General features: G+C 69.6%; 15 protein-coding genes. 3 read left to right on the forward strand and 12 right to left on the reverse strand.

What is annotated here, in order from left to right; all coding sequences use genetic code 11:
- Nucleotides 1-8: 8 nt before the first annotated feature.
- From J7654_RS02390 to J7654_RS02440, 11 genes are all read right to left on the reverse strand, one after another.
- Nucleotides 9-803: an ABC transporter permease gene (locus J7654_RS02390; RefSeq protein WP_209737873.1), complete on the reverse strand. Its 795-nt coding sequence runs from the start codon at nucleotides 801-803 to the stop codon at nucleotides 9-11.
- Between the two features lie 67 nt (nucleotides 804-870).
- The gene (locus tag J7654_RS02395) at nucleotides 871-1,737 is read right to left on the reverse strand and encodes an ABC transporter permease (protein WP_209737875.1); all 867 of its coding nucleotides are present in this window, start codon (nucleotides 1,735-1,737) and stop codon (nucleotides 871-873) included.
- Nucleotides 1,734-2,828 (reverse strand): ABC transporter ATP-binding protein, encoded by a 1,095-nt coding sequence (locus tag J7654_RS02400; protein WP_209737877.1) that lies wholly within the window; start codon nucleotides 2,826-2,828, stop codon nucleotides 1,734-1,736. Before J7654_RS02400 ends, J7654_RS02395 begins: the two co-directional genes overlap by 4 nt.
- Nucleotides 2,829-2,877: 49 nt before the next feature.
- Nucleotides 2,878-3,918 (reverse strand): ABC transporter substrate-binding protein, encoded by a 1,041-nt coding sequence (locus J7654_RS02405; protein WP_209737879.1) that lies wholly within the window; start codon nucleotides 3,916-3,918, stop codon nucleotides 2,878-2,880.
- Between the two features lie 61 nt (nucleotides 3,919-3,979).
- Entirely contained in the window at nucleotides 3,980-4,645 is a 666-nt protein-coding gene (locus J7654_RS02410) for an RraA family protein (RefSeq protein ID WP_209737882.1), read from the reverse strand.
- A gap of 14 nt (nucleotides 4,646-4,659) precedes the next feature.
- Nucleotides 4,660-5,442, reverse strand: coding sequence for a carbon-nitrogen hydrolase family protein (locus tag J7654_RS02415; protein ID WP_245195735.1), 783 nt, complete (start codon nucleotides 5,440-5,442; stop codon nucleotides 4,660-4,662).
- A gap of 146 nt (nucleotides 5,443-5,588) precedes the next feature.
- Complete coding sequence (locus J7654_RS02420; RefSeq protein WP_209737886.1) at nucleotides 5,589-6,497, reverse strand: LysR family transcriptional regulator; 909 nt, start codon at nucleotides 6,495-6,497, stop codon at nucleotides 5,589-5,591.
- 89 nt (nucleotides 6,498-6,586) lie between these two features.
- Nucleotides 6,587-7,672 carry a TRAP transporter substrate-binding protein gene (locus tag J7654_RS02425; protein WP_209737888.1) on the reverse strand — a complete coding sequence of 362 codons (1,086 nt, stop codon included), beginning with the start codon at nucleotides 7,670-7,672 and terminating at the stop codon, nucleotides 6,587-6,589.
- Nucleotides 7,673-7,716: 44 nt separating this feature from the next.
- The gene (locus tag J7654_RS02430; protein WP_209737890.1) at nucleotides 7,717-9,042 is read right to left on the reverse strand and encodes a TRAP transporter large permease; all 1,326 of its coding nucleotides are present in this window, start codon (nucleotides 9,040-9,042) and stop codon (nucleotides 7,717-7,719) included.
- Nucleotides 9,039-9,554: a TRAP transporter small permease subunit gene (locus J7654_RS02435; protein WP_209737892.1), complete on the reverse strand. Its 516-nt coding sequence runs from the start codon at nucleotides 9,552-9,554 to the stop codon at nucleotides 9,039-9,041. The genes J7654_RS02430 and J7654_RS02435 overlap by 4 nt, the downstream gene beginning before the upstream one ends.
- A 395-nt stretch (nucleotides 9,555-9,949) precedes the next feature.
- A complete protein-coding gene (locus tag J7654_RS02440; RefSeq protein ID WP_209737894.1) occupies nucleotides 9,950-10,723 on the reverse strand; it encodes a DeoR/GlpR family DNA-binding transcription regulator in 774 nt (257 codons plus the stop codon).
- 192 nt (nucleotides 10,724-10,915) lie between these two features.
- Between J7654_RS02440 and J7654_RS02445 the strand changes: the two genes are divergently transcribed.
- The 3 genes from J7654_RS02445 to J7654_RS02455 are packed head-to-tail and all read left to right on the forward strand — an operon-like array spanning nucleotide 10,916 to nucleotide 14,935.
- Nucleotides 10,916-12,334 (forward strand): NAD(P)/FAD-dependent oxidoreductase, encoded by a 1,419-nt coding sequence (locus tag J7654_RS02445; protein WP_209737896.1) that lies wholly within the window; start codon nucleotides 10,916-10,918, stop codon nucleotides 12,332-12,334.
- Nucleotides 12,331-13,542 (forward strand): FAD-dependent oxidoreductase, encoded by a 1,212-nt coding sequence (locus tag J7654_RS02450; RefSeq protein WP_209737897.1) that lies wholly within the window; start codon nucleotides 12,331-12,333, stop codon nucleotides 13,540-13,542. Before J7654_RS02445 ends, J7654_RS02450 begins: the two co-directional genes overlap by 4 nt.
- 1 nt (nucleotide 13,543) lies before the next feature.
- The gene (locus tag J7654_RS02455; protein ID WP_209737899.1) at nucleotides 13,544-14,935 is read left to right on the forward strand and encodes an FGGY family carbohydrate kinase; all 1,392 of its coding nucleotides are present in this window, start codon (nucleotides 13,544-13,546) and stop codon (nucleotides 14,933-14,935) included.
- 15 nt (nucleotides 14,936-14,950) lie between these two features.
- Here the strand turns inward: J7654_RS02455 and mqo are convergent, their stop codons facing one another.
- Nucleotides 14,951-16,528, reverse strand: a complete 1,578-nt coding sequence (gene mqo / locus J7654_RS02460) for a malate dehydrogenase (quinone) (protein WP_209740143.1) — start codon at nucleotides 16,526-16,528, stop codon at nucleotides 14,951-14,953.
- Between the last annotated feature and the right edge of the window lie 504 nt (nucleotides 16,529-17,032).

The following is a 17,032-nucleotide window of genomic DNA, read 5'->3' on the forward strand; positions in this document are numbered from 1 at the left end:
CCGGTCCTCTACTTCACGAAGGTCCTGCCGAGGCCGACGGACCGGTCGACGACGAGCACCACGGCCAGCGTCATGACGATCAGCAGCACCGAGATGGACGCCACCAGCGGGTCGGCCTGCGCGTCCACGTGCCGGTACATGGCCACCGGCAGGGTGGTGAGGCGCGGGCCGGTCAAAAAGAGCGAGATCACAGCTTCGTCGAAGGAGACGAGAAAGGCAAGCGCGCTCGTCGCCACGATTCCCGGCGTCATCAGCGGCAGCGTGACGCGGCGGAACACGGTGAGGGGCGAGGCGCCCAGCGTGGCGGCGGCCTCCTCTACGCCGAGGGGCAGGCCCGAGAGCGAGGTCGTCAGCACCCGCAGCGCATAGGGCAGCACCACCACGAGATGGCCGATCACCAGCCCGTGGAAGGTGCCCAGGAGCCCCTGCCCGGCAAAGACGATGAGAATGGCAAGGCCCAGCACGATGGTCGGCAGCAGGAGCGGAGCGGTGAAGAAGGCCAGCAGCGCCTCGGCGCCGAACACCCTGGAGCGGACGATCGCGTAGGAGGCGGGAAGCGCGATGACGAGCGACAGGACGGTGACGATCAGCGCCAGAAGCGTCGAGGTGCCCAGCGCGCCGATCATCTGGCTGTTGGAGAAGAAGGCCGCGTACCATTTCAGGCTCCAGCCCGATGGCGGGAAGCTCATGTAATTGTCGGCGGAGAAGGAGATCGGCACCACGAGGATGACCGGCGCCAGCAGGAACAGGAACATCACGAAGGCGGTCCCCTTCAGGAAGGGTGAGATCGGCCGTTCTTCCATCACGCAGCCTCCGGCGCGCCGGCCCGCCGCCGGTTTCGGGCGGGCCGCGCGCTCACGTCCAGGGGTTTCATAGCACCGCGCGCAGGAGGCGCGCGTAGAGAACGAGGGCGGCGCCGAAGATCACGAGGACGATCATCGAGAGCGTGGCCGCCACAGGCCAGTTCAGCGTGACGATCGCCTGGTCGTAGATCTCGGTGGCCAGCAGGAACACCCGGCCGCCGCCCAGGAGCTTGGGGGTGATGAAGGAGGACACCGCCAGCACGAAGCACAGGAGGCAACCGAGCGCGACGCCCGGCATGGTCAGCGGCACCACCACACGCCAGAACACCTTGAAGGGCGGCGCGCCCAGCGTCTCGGCCGCCTCCTCCACGCGCGGGTCGAGCCGGCCGAACCCGGCCAGCAGCGCGAGGATCATGTAGGGCATGAGGATTTCCGTCAGGCCGATCACAACGCCCACCTGGTTGAACATCAGGCGCATCCCCCCGCCATGGCCGAGCCATGCGAGCAGATTGTTGACGAGGCCGTCATCGGCCAGGATCGCGATCCAGCCATAGGTGCGCACCACCGCCGAGGTCAGCAGCGGCGATATCACCAGCACGAGCAGCACCGTCTTCCACCGCCCCCGCGAGCGGTGGAGATAAAGCGCGATCGGAAAGGAGGTGACGAGCGCCAGGAGCGTGATGGCGAGGCTGGTGAGAACGCTCTGCCAGATGAGTTCCAGGTAGAAGACGTCGGACAGGGTGCCCGTCCAGTTGTCGAGCGTGTAGCTCGTGCCGAGCCCCCCGCCCGGAAGCGCCTCCAGGAAGGACAGGCGCAGGAGGTTGAGCACCGGCAGCACGAATGCGAGCGCGTTGACCAGCGCGATGGGCACGAGGAGCGCCGCGGCCACCGCCTGCCCGGAGCCGCCGGGCGCGCGGGCCGCGCCCGCGCTCATCGGGCCGCCTCGAAGACGAGCGTGTCGGACACCAGCCAGGACAGCTCCACGTCCATCCCGTCGGCCAGCGGCGCCTGCGTGGCCTGCGTCACGCGCTCCACCTGGATGACCTGCCCGGCGGCGGCCACCTCGTACTGGAGCAGGTCGCCCGAATAGGATGCGTTGCGGATGGTGCCGGACAGGCGGTTGCGCGGCTCCCCGCCCGTTTCGCCCGGCGCCTCCCCCTTCGCCGCCATGGCGATGCGGTGCGGGCGCACCATCACCTCCACCGCGCCCGAATGCGCGCCCGGCGTGCGCAGCGTGGCGCCGCCGATATCCACGCTCTCGCCCGAGGCGGTGCCCGACAGGCGGTTGCTGCGGCCGACGAAGGAGGCGACGAAGGCGCTGGCCGGCCGCTCGTAGAGGTCGCGCGGCGTTCCGAGCTGCTCCAGGCGGCCGCCGTTCAGGACGGCGACCTTGTCGCACATCGAAAGTGCTTCGACCTGGTCGTGCGTCACGAAGATCGAGGTGATTCCGAGCCGCTTCTGGATCTGGCGGATTTCCACGCGCATCTCGTCGCGCAGCTTGGCGTCCAGATTGGAGAGGGGCTCGTCGAAGAGGAGGATGGAGGGGCGGATCACCAGCGCGCGGGCCAGCGCCACGCGCTGCTGCTGCCCCCCGGAAAGCTGCGCCGGGCGCCGGTCCTCGCGCCCTTCCAGCCGCACGAGGGCGATCGCCTCGCGGGCACGCCGCTCGGCCTCCGCCTTCGGCACCTTGCGCATCTCGAGCCCGAACAGCACGTTCTGCAGGACGCTCATATGCGGGAACAGCGCATAGCTCTGGAAGACGAGGCCGATGTCGCGCCGGAAGGCGGGCGCGGCCGTGACGTCCCGCCCGTCTATGGAGATGACGCCGGAGGTGGCAGGCGTCAGCCCCGCGATCATCCGCAGCGAGGTGGACTTGCCGCAGCCCGAAGGGCCGAGAAAGGCCACCAGCTCTCCCCGCGCCACGTCGAGGTCCAGGCTATCGACGGCCGTGAAGCCGTCGTAGCGCTTGGTCAACGCGCGAAGGGACAGGTGGCCTGGCGCGGAAGCGGGCCGGTCTTCATGCATGACGTCGCCTTTCCAGAGATCGTCCTAGGGCCCCGAGGGCGTGGCGCCGTCAGCGGCTGAGCGGGATCACCTGCCGGCGCCATTGCTGGGTGATCTGGTCGCGCACGGCGGCAAGGCCGATCCAGTCGAGGTCGATCATCCGGTCGAGGGAGCCGACGACCGTGCGCTCCGAGACCTCGGGGGAGATTTCGGCCTGAAGGTTGGTGGGCGCATAGTACATCGCCTCCGTGAAGGCGGCCTGGGCCTCCGGGCTCAGCGCGTAGTCCACGAAGACGCGCGCGGCCTCGCCCGCCGGCCCGTTCTTCACGAGGTTGATGGTGTTGGTCTGCAAGACGCTTCCCTCCTCGGGCAGGACGACGGCCAGCCGCCCCTCGGAGGTGTCGGCGTTGAGCTGCGAGCGCGCGTTCCAGCCCACGCCCAGCCAGACCTGGCCGTTGACGACATTGGGGTAGACCTCCGGCCTCGGCTCCCAGGACTGCACGTTGGGGGCGATCTCGGCCATCGCCTCGATACCGAGATCCACATTGTCGATCGGGTCGGTGCCGCCGGCGGCGTGGTCGAGAATGACCGTCAGGCCGATGCCGACGAGATCGGGAGCACCGAGCATGGCGACGCGCCCCTCATAGGCCGGGTCCTTCAGCGCGTTCCAGGAGGTGGGCGCCTCCGTCACCGCTCCCGTGTTGTAGAGCATCACCAGATTGTCGAAGGTGATGCCGGCCCCGGCCACCCCATCGGCGCGCGCGCGCGGGTCCAGCTCCGCGACATGGGCCGAGACGCTTTCATCGACCGGGTCGAAGAGCCCCTCGTCCGTGCCCGTCTTGGCGACCGAAAGGTCCATGATGGCGATATCGGACTGCGGCGAGGCGCTCTGGGCGCGCAGCGTGCCGAGAATCTGCGCCGAGCCCTGGATGGGGAAGTACTCCACCCGGATGTCGGGATGGGCGGCCATGAAGGGCTCGATCACCGCCTGGGTGTAGCGCTCCTGGAAGAGGCCGCTATAGCCCACCAGGGTCACGGTCTCCTGCGCGGCGGCGGGAAGGGCGGCGCCCGCCGCCAGCGCCAGGGCCGCCATCGTTGCCAATGTTCTCATCCGACTTCTCCATGCCTGTGCTTCGGGAAAGAAAGACCGCCGGCCACCGCCGCGCGTCAGATCAGGCGACCCGCCGGGCCTCGACCATGGCGTTCGCGCCGGAGATGTCCGGCAGCTTCTCGCCGGTCCGCAGCCGCTCCAGAAGGACCAGTTCGTCCTCCTGCATCCTGATGGCCTTTCGCGCAATGTCCGGGGCCTGCGAGGGCGAAAGCACCACCACGCCGCTATCGTCGCACAGCACCGCGTCGCCCGGCCGCACGACCTGCCCGCCCACGCTCACCGGCACGTTGAGCGCGCCCTCCAGCCCCAGGATCTTGGTGGTGATGGGCGAGGGGCCGCGGCACCACATGGGCATGTCGACCTTCTCGAATTCGGCGAAGTCCGTCGCCGGGCCGTCGATGACGCCGGCCTTGACGCCCCCCATCTTCATCACATTGGTGATGACGCCGCCCCAGCAGGCATGGCGGGTGTCTCCGCAGCGGTCGATGAGCACCACGTCGCCCGGCCGCACGAGCTGGGTCAGGTAGTGCAGAAGGGCCGAATCGGCGTGGGGGATGCGCAGCGTGACGGCCGTTCCGGCCACACGCCGGCCGGGCAGCACGGCCCGCAGGGCCGGGTCCACGAAGCCGGAATGCAGGACATGGCCGATCGTGGCCACCTCGACCTTCTCCAGAAGGGCGACGAGATCCTCGTCGATCTGCTCGGGCATGGGCTGGACGGTGAACATGAGCGCGGTCCTGATCAAAGCACGTGATGGTTGGCGACGGGCACATCGGCCCGCACCTTTGCGGCGTAGTCGAAATCGAGCGTGGCGCTGACCATGCCGACCGTGTCGGAGCACTGGGCCACGACATGGCCCCAGGGGTCGATGGCCATGGTATGGCCCCAGCAGGCCTTGCGCCCGCCGGCATGGGTGCCGGTCTGGCCCACCGCCAGAAAATAGGTCTGCGTTTCCACCGCGCGGGCGCGGGCCAGCACCTCCCAATGGTCCTTGCCGGTCATCAGCGTGAAGGCCGCCGGCAGGACGATGACGTCCGCGCCCTTGTCGCGCAGCGCGCGGAACAGTTCCGGGAAACGGATGTCGTAGCAGATGGCGCAGCCCACGGTGCGCCCGCCGACTTCGTAGGTCACGACCTCCTCGCCCCGGCCGACCGAGTCGGACTCGCGGTAGCTGATGCCGTTGGGGGTATCGACGTCGAAGAGATGGATCTTGCGGTAGCGGGCGATCTCGGCCCCGTCCGGCCCGAAGACCAGCGTGGTGTTGAAATGGCGGTTGCCCTCGCGCTCCACGATGGAGCCGGCATGGAGCGTGATGCCCGAGCGGCGGGCCAGATCGCTCAGCGTGGCGTGGATCCGCCCGCCGGGAAACGCCTCGCCGCTCGAATGCATGTTGGCCGGCCCATCCTCGAGATAGGCGAAATATTCCGGCAGGACGACGAGGTCAGGACGCTCGCTCGCCACGGCCTTCTCGATCATCGAGACGGCGGTGGCGAGATTGGCGTCGAGATCGCCCTGCGAGTTCATCTGGATCAGCGAGACTTTCAAGATCGGGGCCTCCATGGCGTTGCGGCCATGAAGCCGGCGCGGCCCCGCGCTGGCAAACGAGAAATTTCTATCCGGCCTCACAACGAAAGCTTATGGATTAATCGTTTTGCAATGCAGCACAATCGTTAGGCATAGGCCTGCCTGTTCGCGGCCCGCGCGTCGGCGGCGATCTGCAGGGCCATGTCGGTGATGACCTTCGCCAGGATGTCGTCGCTGCGATCCTGGTGGACCACATGGAAGGTCAGCGAGGGCACCGGGGGCTGGATGTCCAGGATGCGCGCCCGGCCCTCGCGCACAAGGTCCTGGACGAGCACCACCGGGAGCGCGCCGATGCCGACCCCGGCGGAGACGAGCCGCGTCATCACCGCCAGCGAATTGGAGTTGTAGACGCGGAAGCTTTCCAGCCCGGCCTTCGACAGATGGTCGAGCAGCGCCCGGTGCGGCGCCGAGCCCGTGGAGAAGGTGAGCAAGGGATAGGCATCCAGTTCGGCAAGGTCCAGCGGCCCCTCCCCGATCCCCAGGCTCGCCGAGGCGACCCAGCAGGAGGCGAAGGTGCATGCCTCGACCGAGCGGATTCCCGGCGCCACCACCGGGCCCATGATGATGCCGAGGTCGATCTCCCCGTCCTGGATCTGCCGCGCGAGGTTCAGGCTCGTGTCGATGTTCACGTCCAGGCTCACGCTCGGATAGCGGGCCTGCATCCGGGCGATCAGCTCGGGAAGCCAGGAATAGGCGATCGTGTCGGAGGAGCCGATGCGCACGACGCCGCGCAGGGCCGAACGGCTGCCCACCGTTTCGCGGAACTCGGCCGTCAGGCGCACGATGGCCTGCGCCTGCTCCACCGCGTGGCGCCCTTCCGGCGTCAGGCGCACGGATCTGAGATCCCGGTCGAAGAGCCTCACCCCCAGGTCGCGCTCCAGCGTGGCGATCCGGCTGGAGACGGCCGCCTGCGTGGTGTGCAGCTTCTCGGCCGCGCCCGAGAAGCTCTGCAGCCTGGCCACCCAGAGGAAGGTCTCCAGAAACCTGACGTTCACTCCGGCTCCCCCGCAATTCCCGCCGGCCCTGCCGGGCCGTGCGAGCCACGGGACCGCGCAATGCTCGCGCCGCGAGGATCGCACGCGGCTCAGCGGTAAGGATAGCCCGCCTTCTCCATCATCTGGGTATAGTCGCGGAAGGCCTGGACGACCCGCTGGGCGCGCGGGCTCGACCCGGCGATCTCCTCCCAGAAGCCCACCGCGTCGGCGCTCACCTGGTTCCACTCTTCCGCGGGAAGCGCTGTCAGCTCCATCTTCTCGCCCTCCACGCGCAGGCGCGCCTCTCCGCCCCAGTACCAGACGTTGCGGTAGTAGTGGGACTGGTCGATCGTGGTGCGGAAGAGTTGCTGGAGATGGGGCGGCACGCGCTCCCAGCTCTGCGTGTTGGCGAAGTAGGAGCCGAACCAGGCGCCGGTCAGGCTGTTGGTGAGGGCGTAGTTGCACACGTCCGCCCAGCCCACCTCGTAGGCTTCGGTGAAGCCGCACCAGGCCACGCCGTCGAGCTGGCCGGTCTGGAGGCCCACCTCCACGTCGTCCCACGGCACGGTGACGGGAATCAGCCCGTAGCGCGAGAGGAAACGGCCCGCCGTGGGCACGCCGAAAACGCGCTTGCCGCGCATGTCGGCGAGCGAGCGGATCGGCTCGCGGGTGAAGATGTGCAACGGGTCCCAGGCGCCGGTGGACAGCCAGGTGATGCCCGGCACCTCGGCATAGGCCTCCTCCCACACCTCGTTCAGCCCGTAATAGTGGAACAGGGCGGGCACATCGAGGCTGTAGCGCGTGGCGAAGGGGAAGTAGCCGCCGAACACGGCGATGTCGACCGGCGAAGCCATGGTCGCCTCGTCCGACTGGACGGCGTCGATCGTGCCGTTCTGAAGCGCGCGGAACAGCTCGCCCGTCGGCACGAGCTGGTCGGCGTAATAGAGCTCGATCTCCATCTCGCCATTGGCCGCGGCGTTGAAGGCGTCGATCTGCGGCTTGATGACATGGGCGCCGAGCGGGGCGCCCGAATAGGTCTGGAGGCGCCAGCGGATCGGCGATTGCGCGCGCACCACGGCGGGCGCGGCGAGCGTGGAGGCGGCGGCCGCCCCGCCGAGCCCGGCCATGCTCATGAACTTGCGCCGGCTGGCCAGGATGGCTTGCGAGGGGGCGGCGGGCTTGTCTTGCTGCGTCATGTCACGGTCTCCTTTTCGTGCCGGATGAGGTCGCAGGCCCCGCGTCAGCCTTGCAGATACACCCGCTGGGGCAGCCACAGCGCGATCTGCGGGAAGATCATGATCAGGACGATGGTCAGGACCATGATGAGGAAGAAGGGGGTGATCGAGCGGTAGATGTCGCCGAGCGTGATCTCTGGCGGCGCCATGGCGCGCATCAGGAACAGATTGTAGCCGAAGGGCGGGGTGATGTAGGCGATCTGGCAGGTGATCGTATAGACGACGCCGAACCAGATGAGGTCGAAGTCCAGCGCGCGCACGAGCGGGATGTAGAGGGGCGCGACGATCACCAGCATGGCTGTGTCGTCCAGGAAAATGCCCAGGATGATGAAGCTGAAGATGATCATCGCCATCACCTGCCAGCGCGAGAGGCCCCAGTCGTTGACGAACAGCCCCTCGATCGCACGCCCCGCGCCCAGCCCGTCGAAGATCGCCCCGAAGGCGAGCGCGGCGAGGATGAGCCACAGGAACATGCAGGAGATGGCGAGCGTGCGCCGCGCGGTCTCGTGCAGGAGCCGCAGCGAGAGCCGGCCCTTCACCGCGGTTGCCAGCGTGGCCGAGGCCGCGCCGAAGACGGCGCTTTCGATGAGGCTCAGATAGCCCGTCACGAACAGGCCCATCATGGAGAAGAAGATGAGGAAGGGCAGGATGCCCGCCCGCAGCAGCTTGATCTTCTCCACCAGCGGCATGTTCAGCTCGTCGTCGCGCACCGTGGGCGCGAGCTTCGGGTTGATGCGGCAGATGACGATGACGTAGAGAAGGAACAGCGCGCCCATGAGCAGGCCGGGAAACACGCCCGCCAGCCAGAGCTGGCCCACCGGCTGGCGCGCGATCATGCCGTAGAGCACGAGCACCACGCTGGGTGGCACGAGGATGCCGAGCGAGGAGCCGCCCTGCACCACGCCCGAGATCAGCATCTTGTCGTAGCCGCGCCGCAGCATCTCCGGCAGCGCGATCGTCGCACCGATCGCCATGCCGGCGACCGAAAGCCCGTTCATCGCCGAGATGATGATCATCAGGAGGATGGTGCCGATGGCAAGGCCACCGCGAACGCGGCCGAACCAGACGTGAAGCGCGCGGTAGAGGTCCTCCGCGATCCCCGACTCCGCGAGGATGTAGCCCATGTAGATGAACATGGGCAGCGTCAGCATGGGGAACCAGTTGAACAGGCGGAACACCGCGTTGAACGGCATCTCCACCGCGCCCTGCCCATAGAGCAGCAGCGCCGCCCCCGCCGCCACGAAGCCGATGGCGGCAAAGACGCGCTGGCCCGTCAGCAGCATCAGCATCATGGCCGCGAACATCAGGAGGGCGATGGTCTCGTAGCTCATCGCAGCGGCGTCCGCGCCAGGGCCAGCGCGCCGTACCGGCAGGCCAGCGCCAGCGTCTGCAGGATCATCAGCGCGATGCAACCCACCATCAGCGCCTTGATGGGGATCATCGAGGGGTTCCACATGGAGAAGCGGCGCTCGTTCGTGGAGATCGCGTATTCGAGGCTGGAGGTCGACCCGATGAGCAGCACCACCAGGAAGAAGAGCAGGCACCAGACGGTGGCGAAGTCCAGAACGGCGCGGCCGCGCGGGCCGAACCGGGAGTAGATGAGGTCCATGCGCACATGGTCCTCGTCCTTCAGCGTCTTGGCGCCGCCCATGAAGTAGTAGGCCGCCAGCATGAACTGCACGAGTTCCACGCCCCAGTGCAGGGACAGGCTGAAGGTGTTGCGGGCGATGGCGTCGGCCAGGAGCACGGCGCCCATCGCGTAGACGAGATACATCGCCACGATGCCGACCCAGTCCGACAGGCGGTCGACGACGCGCACATAGGCCTCGATCACGCCGCGCACGGCCGCCCCTGCCCGCCGCGCGGGTTCGTCCCCTGCTCGCCCATCATCCCACCCCCGGTCGACGGATGATCACTCGGCCATAACGATGACCTTTCGGGCAAACGCTACCAGTTGCCCGACGGCTGTCAACGCGCCGGGAAGGCGCCGATTGCCCATGAAACGGCCTGCTCCTGCCCAGCGATGCGGCGCCTTCTGACCGAACGGGCGCCCCACGCGCCTCCGAGCCCCTTGCCTGCACGCGATCCGAAGGAGTTCGCGGGCCGCCGCGCATCGGGGCCGGCCTTGCGGGCCCCGGCGGCGCAAGGGCTCGAGCGGGTTCGCGGGAGCTTGCCTCCGCACGTCCCGACAGCGTCAGCGGGGAATCTCGGCCCTGCCTTAAATTCGGGCAGCGAGCATCAGCCCGCGTCGATGATTTCCACGCCTGCGGCCGCCATCGCCTCGCCGATGGCCAAGGGCGGCTCGCCATCGGTGACGAGACGGTCGATGGCCGTCCAGGGCGCCACGTCGAAGACGCCGCCGCGCGCGAACTTCGCCGTGTCGGCCAGCACCGTCACGCGCTCGACGCGCTCGATCATCGCCTGCGCGATCTCGGTCTCCTGCGCGTCGAAATCCATCACCGCGGCCTCGTTCGCCGCGCCGATGGTGAGGAAGGCGTGCCCGGCGCGGAAGCGGCGGATCTGGTCCACCGCGAACCGCCCCAGCGTTTCCCCCGCATCCGCGCCGTAGGCGCCGCCGATCAGGAACACCTTGTGCGAGGCGTTGGCCGAAACCGTCGCCGCGATCCGCCAGGAATTGGTGATGACCACGAGATTCGACAGGCCGACGAGGCTTTCGGCGAACATCAGGGTCGTGGTGCCGGTGTCGATGAACAGCGAATCGCCGGGCGCCAGCAGCGCGGCGGCGCGCGCCGCGATCCGCCGCTTGGCGCGCGGCCTGTCCGCCAGGCGCGAGGCGAACGGCCCCTCGGCCGCGAGCCCCGCCGCCCGCGCGCTCTGCGCGCGCGCGCCGCCGTGGAACTTGCGGACGCGGCCGGCCGCGTCGAGCCATGCGAGATCGCGCCGGATCGTCTCGCGCGAGACGCCGAGCCTTTCCGCCAGATCCTCCACGGGCACCTCGCCCGCCTTCTGCACAAGGCGAACGATCTCCTCGTGCCGCTGTCCGGGCCTCACGATTCCCTCCCTCGCCTCTGCTGGGCTCTGCGGGCCGGCAGGCAGAAGCCCATACGGTCACGCCATGCCTCATTTAGCCCACCCCGCGCCCAGCGCAAGTCGCCGCGCAGGCCCCCCGCATCGCCCGCGCAGCTTTACACGCCAGAGCGCAATTGTTACCGTTCGGTCACTAATTGCCCGAACGGTATGAAAATGCAGACCAGTCCCCTTCTCGTCGCGGAGCGCTTCGACCTCGCCGTCATCGGCGCGGGGGTCGTCGGCTGCGCGGTCGCGCGCCGCTTCGCCCTGGCGGGCGCCCGCGTGGTGGTGCTGGAGAAGGGGCGCGACATCCTTTCCGGGGCCTCCAAGGCCAACAGCGCCATCCTGCACACCGGCTTCGACGCGCCGCCGGGAAGCCTGGAGCTGGAACTGGTCCGCGCCGGCCGGGCGGAGTATCTGGCGATCCGCGAGGAGCTGAACCTGCCGCTGGTGGAGACGGGTGCCTTCGTCTGCGCCTGGGACGAGGCACAGGCCGGCGCGCTGGAGGAGATCGAGGCGCAGGGCCGCGCCAACGGCATCGAAGGGCTGGCGCTGCGCAGCGCGGGAGAGGCGCGCGCCGCCATGCCCTCCCTGTCGGGGCGCCTGCGCGCCGCGCTGGAGGTGGAGGGCGAGCATGTGGTGGACCCGTGGTCCGCGCCCCTCGCCTATCTCACGCAGGCCGTCGCGCTCGGCGCCGTCTTCCTGCGCGGCACGGAGCTTCTGGCCGGCCGGTTCGACGGCGCGTGGCATCTGGAGACCACGGCGGGCACGGTGCGGGCGGACGCGCTCGTCAACGCGGCCGGCCTCTACGGCGATGTCGTGGACGCGCGGCTCGGCTTCACCCCCGGCTTCGAGATCCGCCCGCGCAAGGGCCAGTTCGTGGTTCTGGACAAGGCCGCGTCGCGCCATGTCCGCAGGATCGTCCTGCCGGTGCCCACGCCCGTCACCAAGGGCATCGTGATCTGCCCCACGGCCTTCGGCAACGTGCTGGTCGGGCCGACCGCCGAGGAGCAGGACGACAGGGAGCGCGCGGCGGTGGACACTCCCATGCTGGAGGCTCTTCTGGCGCGGGCGCGTGAGATCGTGCCCGCGCTGGCCGCAATGCCGGTCACGGCCGTCTATGCGGGGCTGCGCCCGGCCAGCGACGACAAGGCCTATCGCATCTTCGCACGGCCGCAGGCGCGCGCCGTCACGCTCGGCGGCATCCGCTCCACCGGCCTCAGCTCCGCCCTCGGCCTCGCCGGTCACGCCCTGCGGCTCTACCAGTCCTTCTCCGCCCCCCTCGCCCCGCCGGCGCTCGTGCCGCCGGCGCTCGTGCCGCCGGTTCGCGTGCCGAACCTGGCCGAGACGCGGCAGCGGGACTGGCAGCGGCCGGACCATGGCGAGATCGTGTGCCATTGCGAGATGACGACGCGCCGCGAGATCGAAACGGCACTGGACAGCCCCGTGCCGCCCGGCGATTTCGGAGGCCTGCGCCGCAGGACGCGCGCCGGCATGGGCCGCTGCCAGGGCTTTTACTGCAACGCGCGGCTGGCGCAGATGACGCAGGGGCGCCTCGACCCGCCGCTGGCGGTGCCGGAGCCGAAGCCATGAGCGAGGATGTGGTGGTGATCGGCGGCGGCCCGGCCGGGGTGGCGGCGGCCGTGGAGCTGCGCCGGCGGGGCGTGCGGCGCGTGGTGCTTCTGGAGCGCGAGGCCGCGCTGGGCGGCGCGACGCGCCATTGCCTCCATTCCCCCTTCGGGATGCGCGAGTTCGGCCGCATCTACCTGGGCGCGGCCTATGGCCGCCGCCTGACGGCGGAAGCGGAACGGGCGGGGGTGGACGTGCGAACCGGCCACGCCGTGGTGGAGATCGGCGAGGGCGGGCGCCTTCTCGTCGCCTCCGCGCGGGGCATGGAGGCGGTGGAGGCGCGCCGCGTGCTCCTGGCCACCGGCGCGCGCGAGATGCCGCGCTCCGCCCGCCTCGTTCCGGGCGACCGACCGCTCGGCATCCTCACCACCGGCGCGCTTCAGGCCTATGTCGCCTTCCACGGCCTCATGCCCTTCCGCCGTCCGCTCGTGGTCGGCTCCGAGCTCGTCTCCCTCTCGGCGGTGCTCACCTGCCTCACCCACGGCGCGCGGCCCGTCGCCCTCGTCGAGCCCGGGCCGCGCCTGCTCGCCCGCGCGCCGCTGGCGCTGTTCCCGCGCCTTTCGGGCATAAAGACGCATACCGCCACCGCCATTGCCGACATTCGCGGCCGGGGGCGCGTGGAGGCGGTGGACCTGCGCATGGCGGACGGGACGCTCCGCACGCTCGCCTGCGACGGCGTTCTCTTCACCGGGCGCTTCACGCCCGAATCCTCCCTTCTCCTCGGCCTGCCCGGCGGCGTGGACCCGCGCAGCGGCGGGCCGGCCATCGACCAGGACGGGCGGCTGCAAGACCCGGCGCGCTTTGCCGCCGGCAATGTGCTGCGGCCGGTGGAGACCGGCGGCTGGGCCTTTCGCGAGGGGCGAGCCGTGGGCGCGGCGCTGGCGCTCGACCTGGAACACGGCCCCAGCCCGCACGCGCCGGTCGCGGTGGAGTTCGACGATCCGGTGAAGCTCGTGGTGCCGGGCCTCATTCGCCCCCTCGCCGGCGCGCTGGCCCATTTCCAGCTTCGCTTCGCACGCGCGGCGCGCGGGCGGCTTTCACTCAGCCTCGAAGGGCGCGATGTCTGGGAGCGGCGGGGCCGCTGGATGCCGGAGCGGCGCATCCTGGTGCCGATTCCGCCGCAGGTGGCAGAGGCCCGTTCGGTCCGGTTCGCATTCGAGGAGGAGAGCTGACTTGCGCGTGGCGGCCATCGACCAGGGAACCACCTCCACCCGCTGCCTCGTGATCGAGGATGGCGGGCGCTGGCGGCTGGCGGGCGCCCGACGCCACGCCCAGCACCATCCCGCGCCCGGCCGGGTGGAGCACGACCCGCGCGAGCTTCTGGCCGACCTGCGCGCGGTCCTTGCGGCGGCAGGCCCGGTGGACGCGATCGCGCTCGCCAACCAGGGCGAAAGCTGCCTGGCCTGGGACGCGGTGGACGGCGAGCCGCTCTCGCCGGTGATCGTATGGCAGGACGCGCGCACGGCCCGCGCCCTCGCCGGCCTCGGCCCCGACGCGCAGGCGCGTTCGCGCGCCATTTGCGGCCTGCCGCTCGACCCCTATTTCTCTGCCGGCAAGCTCGGCTGGCTGGTGGCGAACTGCCCGGCCGTGGCGGCCGCGCGGCGGGCCGGGCGCCTGCGGCTCGGCACGACGGACGCCTTCTTCCTGGACCGGCTGGCCGGCACCTTCGCCACAGACGCCGCCACCGCCTCGCGCACCGGGCTCCTCGATCCGGCCCGCATGGAATGGAGCGCCGAGCTGTGCCAGATGCACGGCGTCCCCATCGAATGCCTGCCGCCCATCCGGGCGGTGAATGCGGGGTTCGGCGAGATCGGCGGCGTGCGGGTGGCCGTTTCCATCGTCGACCAGCAGGCGGCGCTCTACGGCCATGGCTGCCGCGCGCCCGGCGAGGCCAAGATCACCTTCGGCACCGGCGCCTTCCTTCTGGCCATCGCCGGCCCGGCCCGGCCCGCCGCGGGCGAGCTTCTGCCGACCATCGCCTGGCAGATGCGCGGGCAGGCGCCCGTCCACGCCATCGAGGGCGGCGTCTACGATGCGGGCGCCTGCCTCGAATGGGTGCGCCGCCTCGGCCTGTTCTCGGCGGATGCGCAGCTCGACGGCTTCGAGGGCCCCTCGGCGCTCAGCCGGGGCATCGTCTTCGTGCCCGCGCTCTCGGGGCTGGCCGCGCCGCACTGGGATCGCGGCGCGGCCCCCCTCTTCATCGGCATGGACCACGCGACCGGCCCGCGCGACCTCGTGCGCGCCGTCCTGGAGGGCATCGCGCTCATGACGAGCGAACTGGTGGACGCGGCGGCCGGGCGGTGCGCGCTGTCACCGCGCCTGTCGATCGACGGCGGCCTGTCGCAAAGCGCGTTCTTCGCCCGGTTCCTGGCCGATGCATGCGCACGCACCATCGTCGTGCCGCCGATGCACGAATTGACGGCGCTCGGCCTGGCCGAACTGTGCGGCGTGGAGGCGGCCCCGCTGCGCGCGGGCGCGCGTGAACATGCGCCCGCCACCCCCGTGCCGCCCGGCGAGCGCGACCGCTTCCGCGAAGCGGTGCGGCGCGCGCGCCATTGGCGCTGAAGCGCACTTTTTGCCTCAGGCGGGCAGGCCGACCACCGGGGGCGGCGGCGTCAGGCCGAGTTGCTCGCTCGTATAGGCCCAGATCTCCGCGAGCTGCTGCGGTTCGTCGTTCAGCTTCATCCCGAAGCCGGGAACCATCTCGTGGATTCGCTCCTGCCAGCGCGCCGTCGCGAACTGCTCGGGGAAGAGCCGGCCGAGCGCACCCAGCATGATCGAGGGTGCCGTGGAAGCGCCGGGCGAGGCGCCCAGCAGCCCCGCGATGCTGCCGTCCTGCGAGCTGACGATCTCGGTGCCCATCACCAGGTCGGCTCCGCCATCCGCGCCGTGCTTGATGATCTGGACGCGCTGCCCGGCCTGGACGAGGCGCCACTGCGCGCCATCGGCCTGCGGATAGTAGTGGCGCAGCGCCTCGACGCGATCCTCCTGCGACTGGAGGACTTCGCCGACGAGATAGCGAACCAGCCCCAGCTCGTCCCAGCCGACCTGCAGCATCGGCAGGATGTTGGAGGTCGTGATGGAGGAGAACAGGTCGAAGCGCGAGCCGTCCATCAGGAAATTGGTCGAGAAGGTCGCGAACGGACCGAACAGGACCATCCGTTTCCCGTCGATCACCCGCGTGTCGAGATGGGGCACCGACATGGGCGGCGCGCCGACGGCCGCCTTGCCGTAGGCCTTGGCGAAATGGGTGTCGGCGACCTCGGGCGTCTCGTTGACAAGGAAGGAGCCGCCCACCGGGAAACCGGCATAGCCGTCGATCTCGGGAATGCCGCTCTTCTGCAGGAGCGACAACGCGCCGCCACCGCCGCCCACGAAGACGAACCGCGCATTGACCGCGCGCGAGCCCGATCCGTCCTCGAGATTGCGATAGGTCACGCGCCACGTGCCGTCGTCGTTGCGCTCGATGTTCTCGACTTCGGTCGAGACATGCAGGGCGAAACTCTCCTCCGCGTCCAGATATCCGATGAACTGGCGGGTGATCTGGCCGAAATCGACATCCGTGCCCAGCGAGGACCAGGTGGCGGCCACGGGCTCGGCGTCGAGGCGCCCGGCGATCAGGTGGGGCGCCCATTCCCGGATACGCTCCGGGTCGGCGGAATATTCCATGCCCGAGAACAGCGGCTGGCCACGCAGCGCCTCGTGGCGCCGGCGCAGGAAGTCCACGTCCTCCTCGCCCCACACGAAGCTCATATGGGGCGTGGTGTTGATGAACGAGCCGGGATTTTCGAGAACGCCCTCGCGGACCATCGAGGCCCAGAACTGGCGCGAGATCTGGAACGCCTCGTTGGTGGCGAGCGCCCTGTCGATCGAGATGTTCCCGTTCGCGTCCTCGGGGGTGTAGTTCAGCTCGCACAGGGCCGCATGGCCCGTGCCCGCATTGTGCCAGGCGTTGGAGCTTTCCATCGCCACGCCCTCGCGGCGCTCGAACATCTCCATCGTCCAGCCCGGCTCGAGATGGCGGAGCAGCACGCCCAGCGTGGCGCTCATGATGCCGCCGCCGATGAGGACGACATCGACCTCCCTGTCGGCCGTGGCCGAAGGGGCGGCACAGCCGGGCAGCGCCGTGACGGCAGCGCCCGCCAGCGCGCCGCTCATGACCTGCCGCCGGGTGACGACCGGCTGCCGGCTACGGGGAGCGGCGTTTTCGATTGGGTTCTTCGTGTCGTCCGTCACCGCGTCATCCACTTCGTCGGCTCATGATTCGATCGTAAGGCTCCCTTACACCGTCACGAGCGTTTGTAAACAGTCGTCGGCGAAGATGGCAGGGTATAAACGGACTGTTTTCCTGCCGGTAACGCCCTTGGAACGCGTATCGGAAGCAAAACGAGCGCCTTTCGCCGCTGTCCATATTGTGCCTCTTCGGGCCGGCCGAAGCGCCAGATAGGCCGGTAGGCAATAAAATGCAACAGGTTAACATTGCTCTACGTTGGCGTCCGGCGGCACGCGCCAGCTACCCGCACCAGGAGAGGGAGCCGCGAGGAACGGACATTCACCTTAGAATTACTTTAAGAATGCATTGCACAGCGACGGCGCGTGCTGAATTTTACATCGTCTCGCACGGAACCGTTCTTATTCAGCGCAGAGGTGGCGCGCGACGGC

It is taken from the genome of Aureimonas populi, from assembly GCF_017815515.1.
Classification (GTDB): domain Bacteria; phylum Pseudomonadota; class Alphaproteobacteria; order Rhizobiales; family Rhizobiaceae; genus Aureimonas; species Aureimonas populi.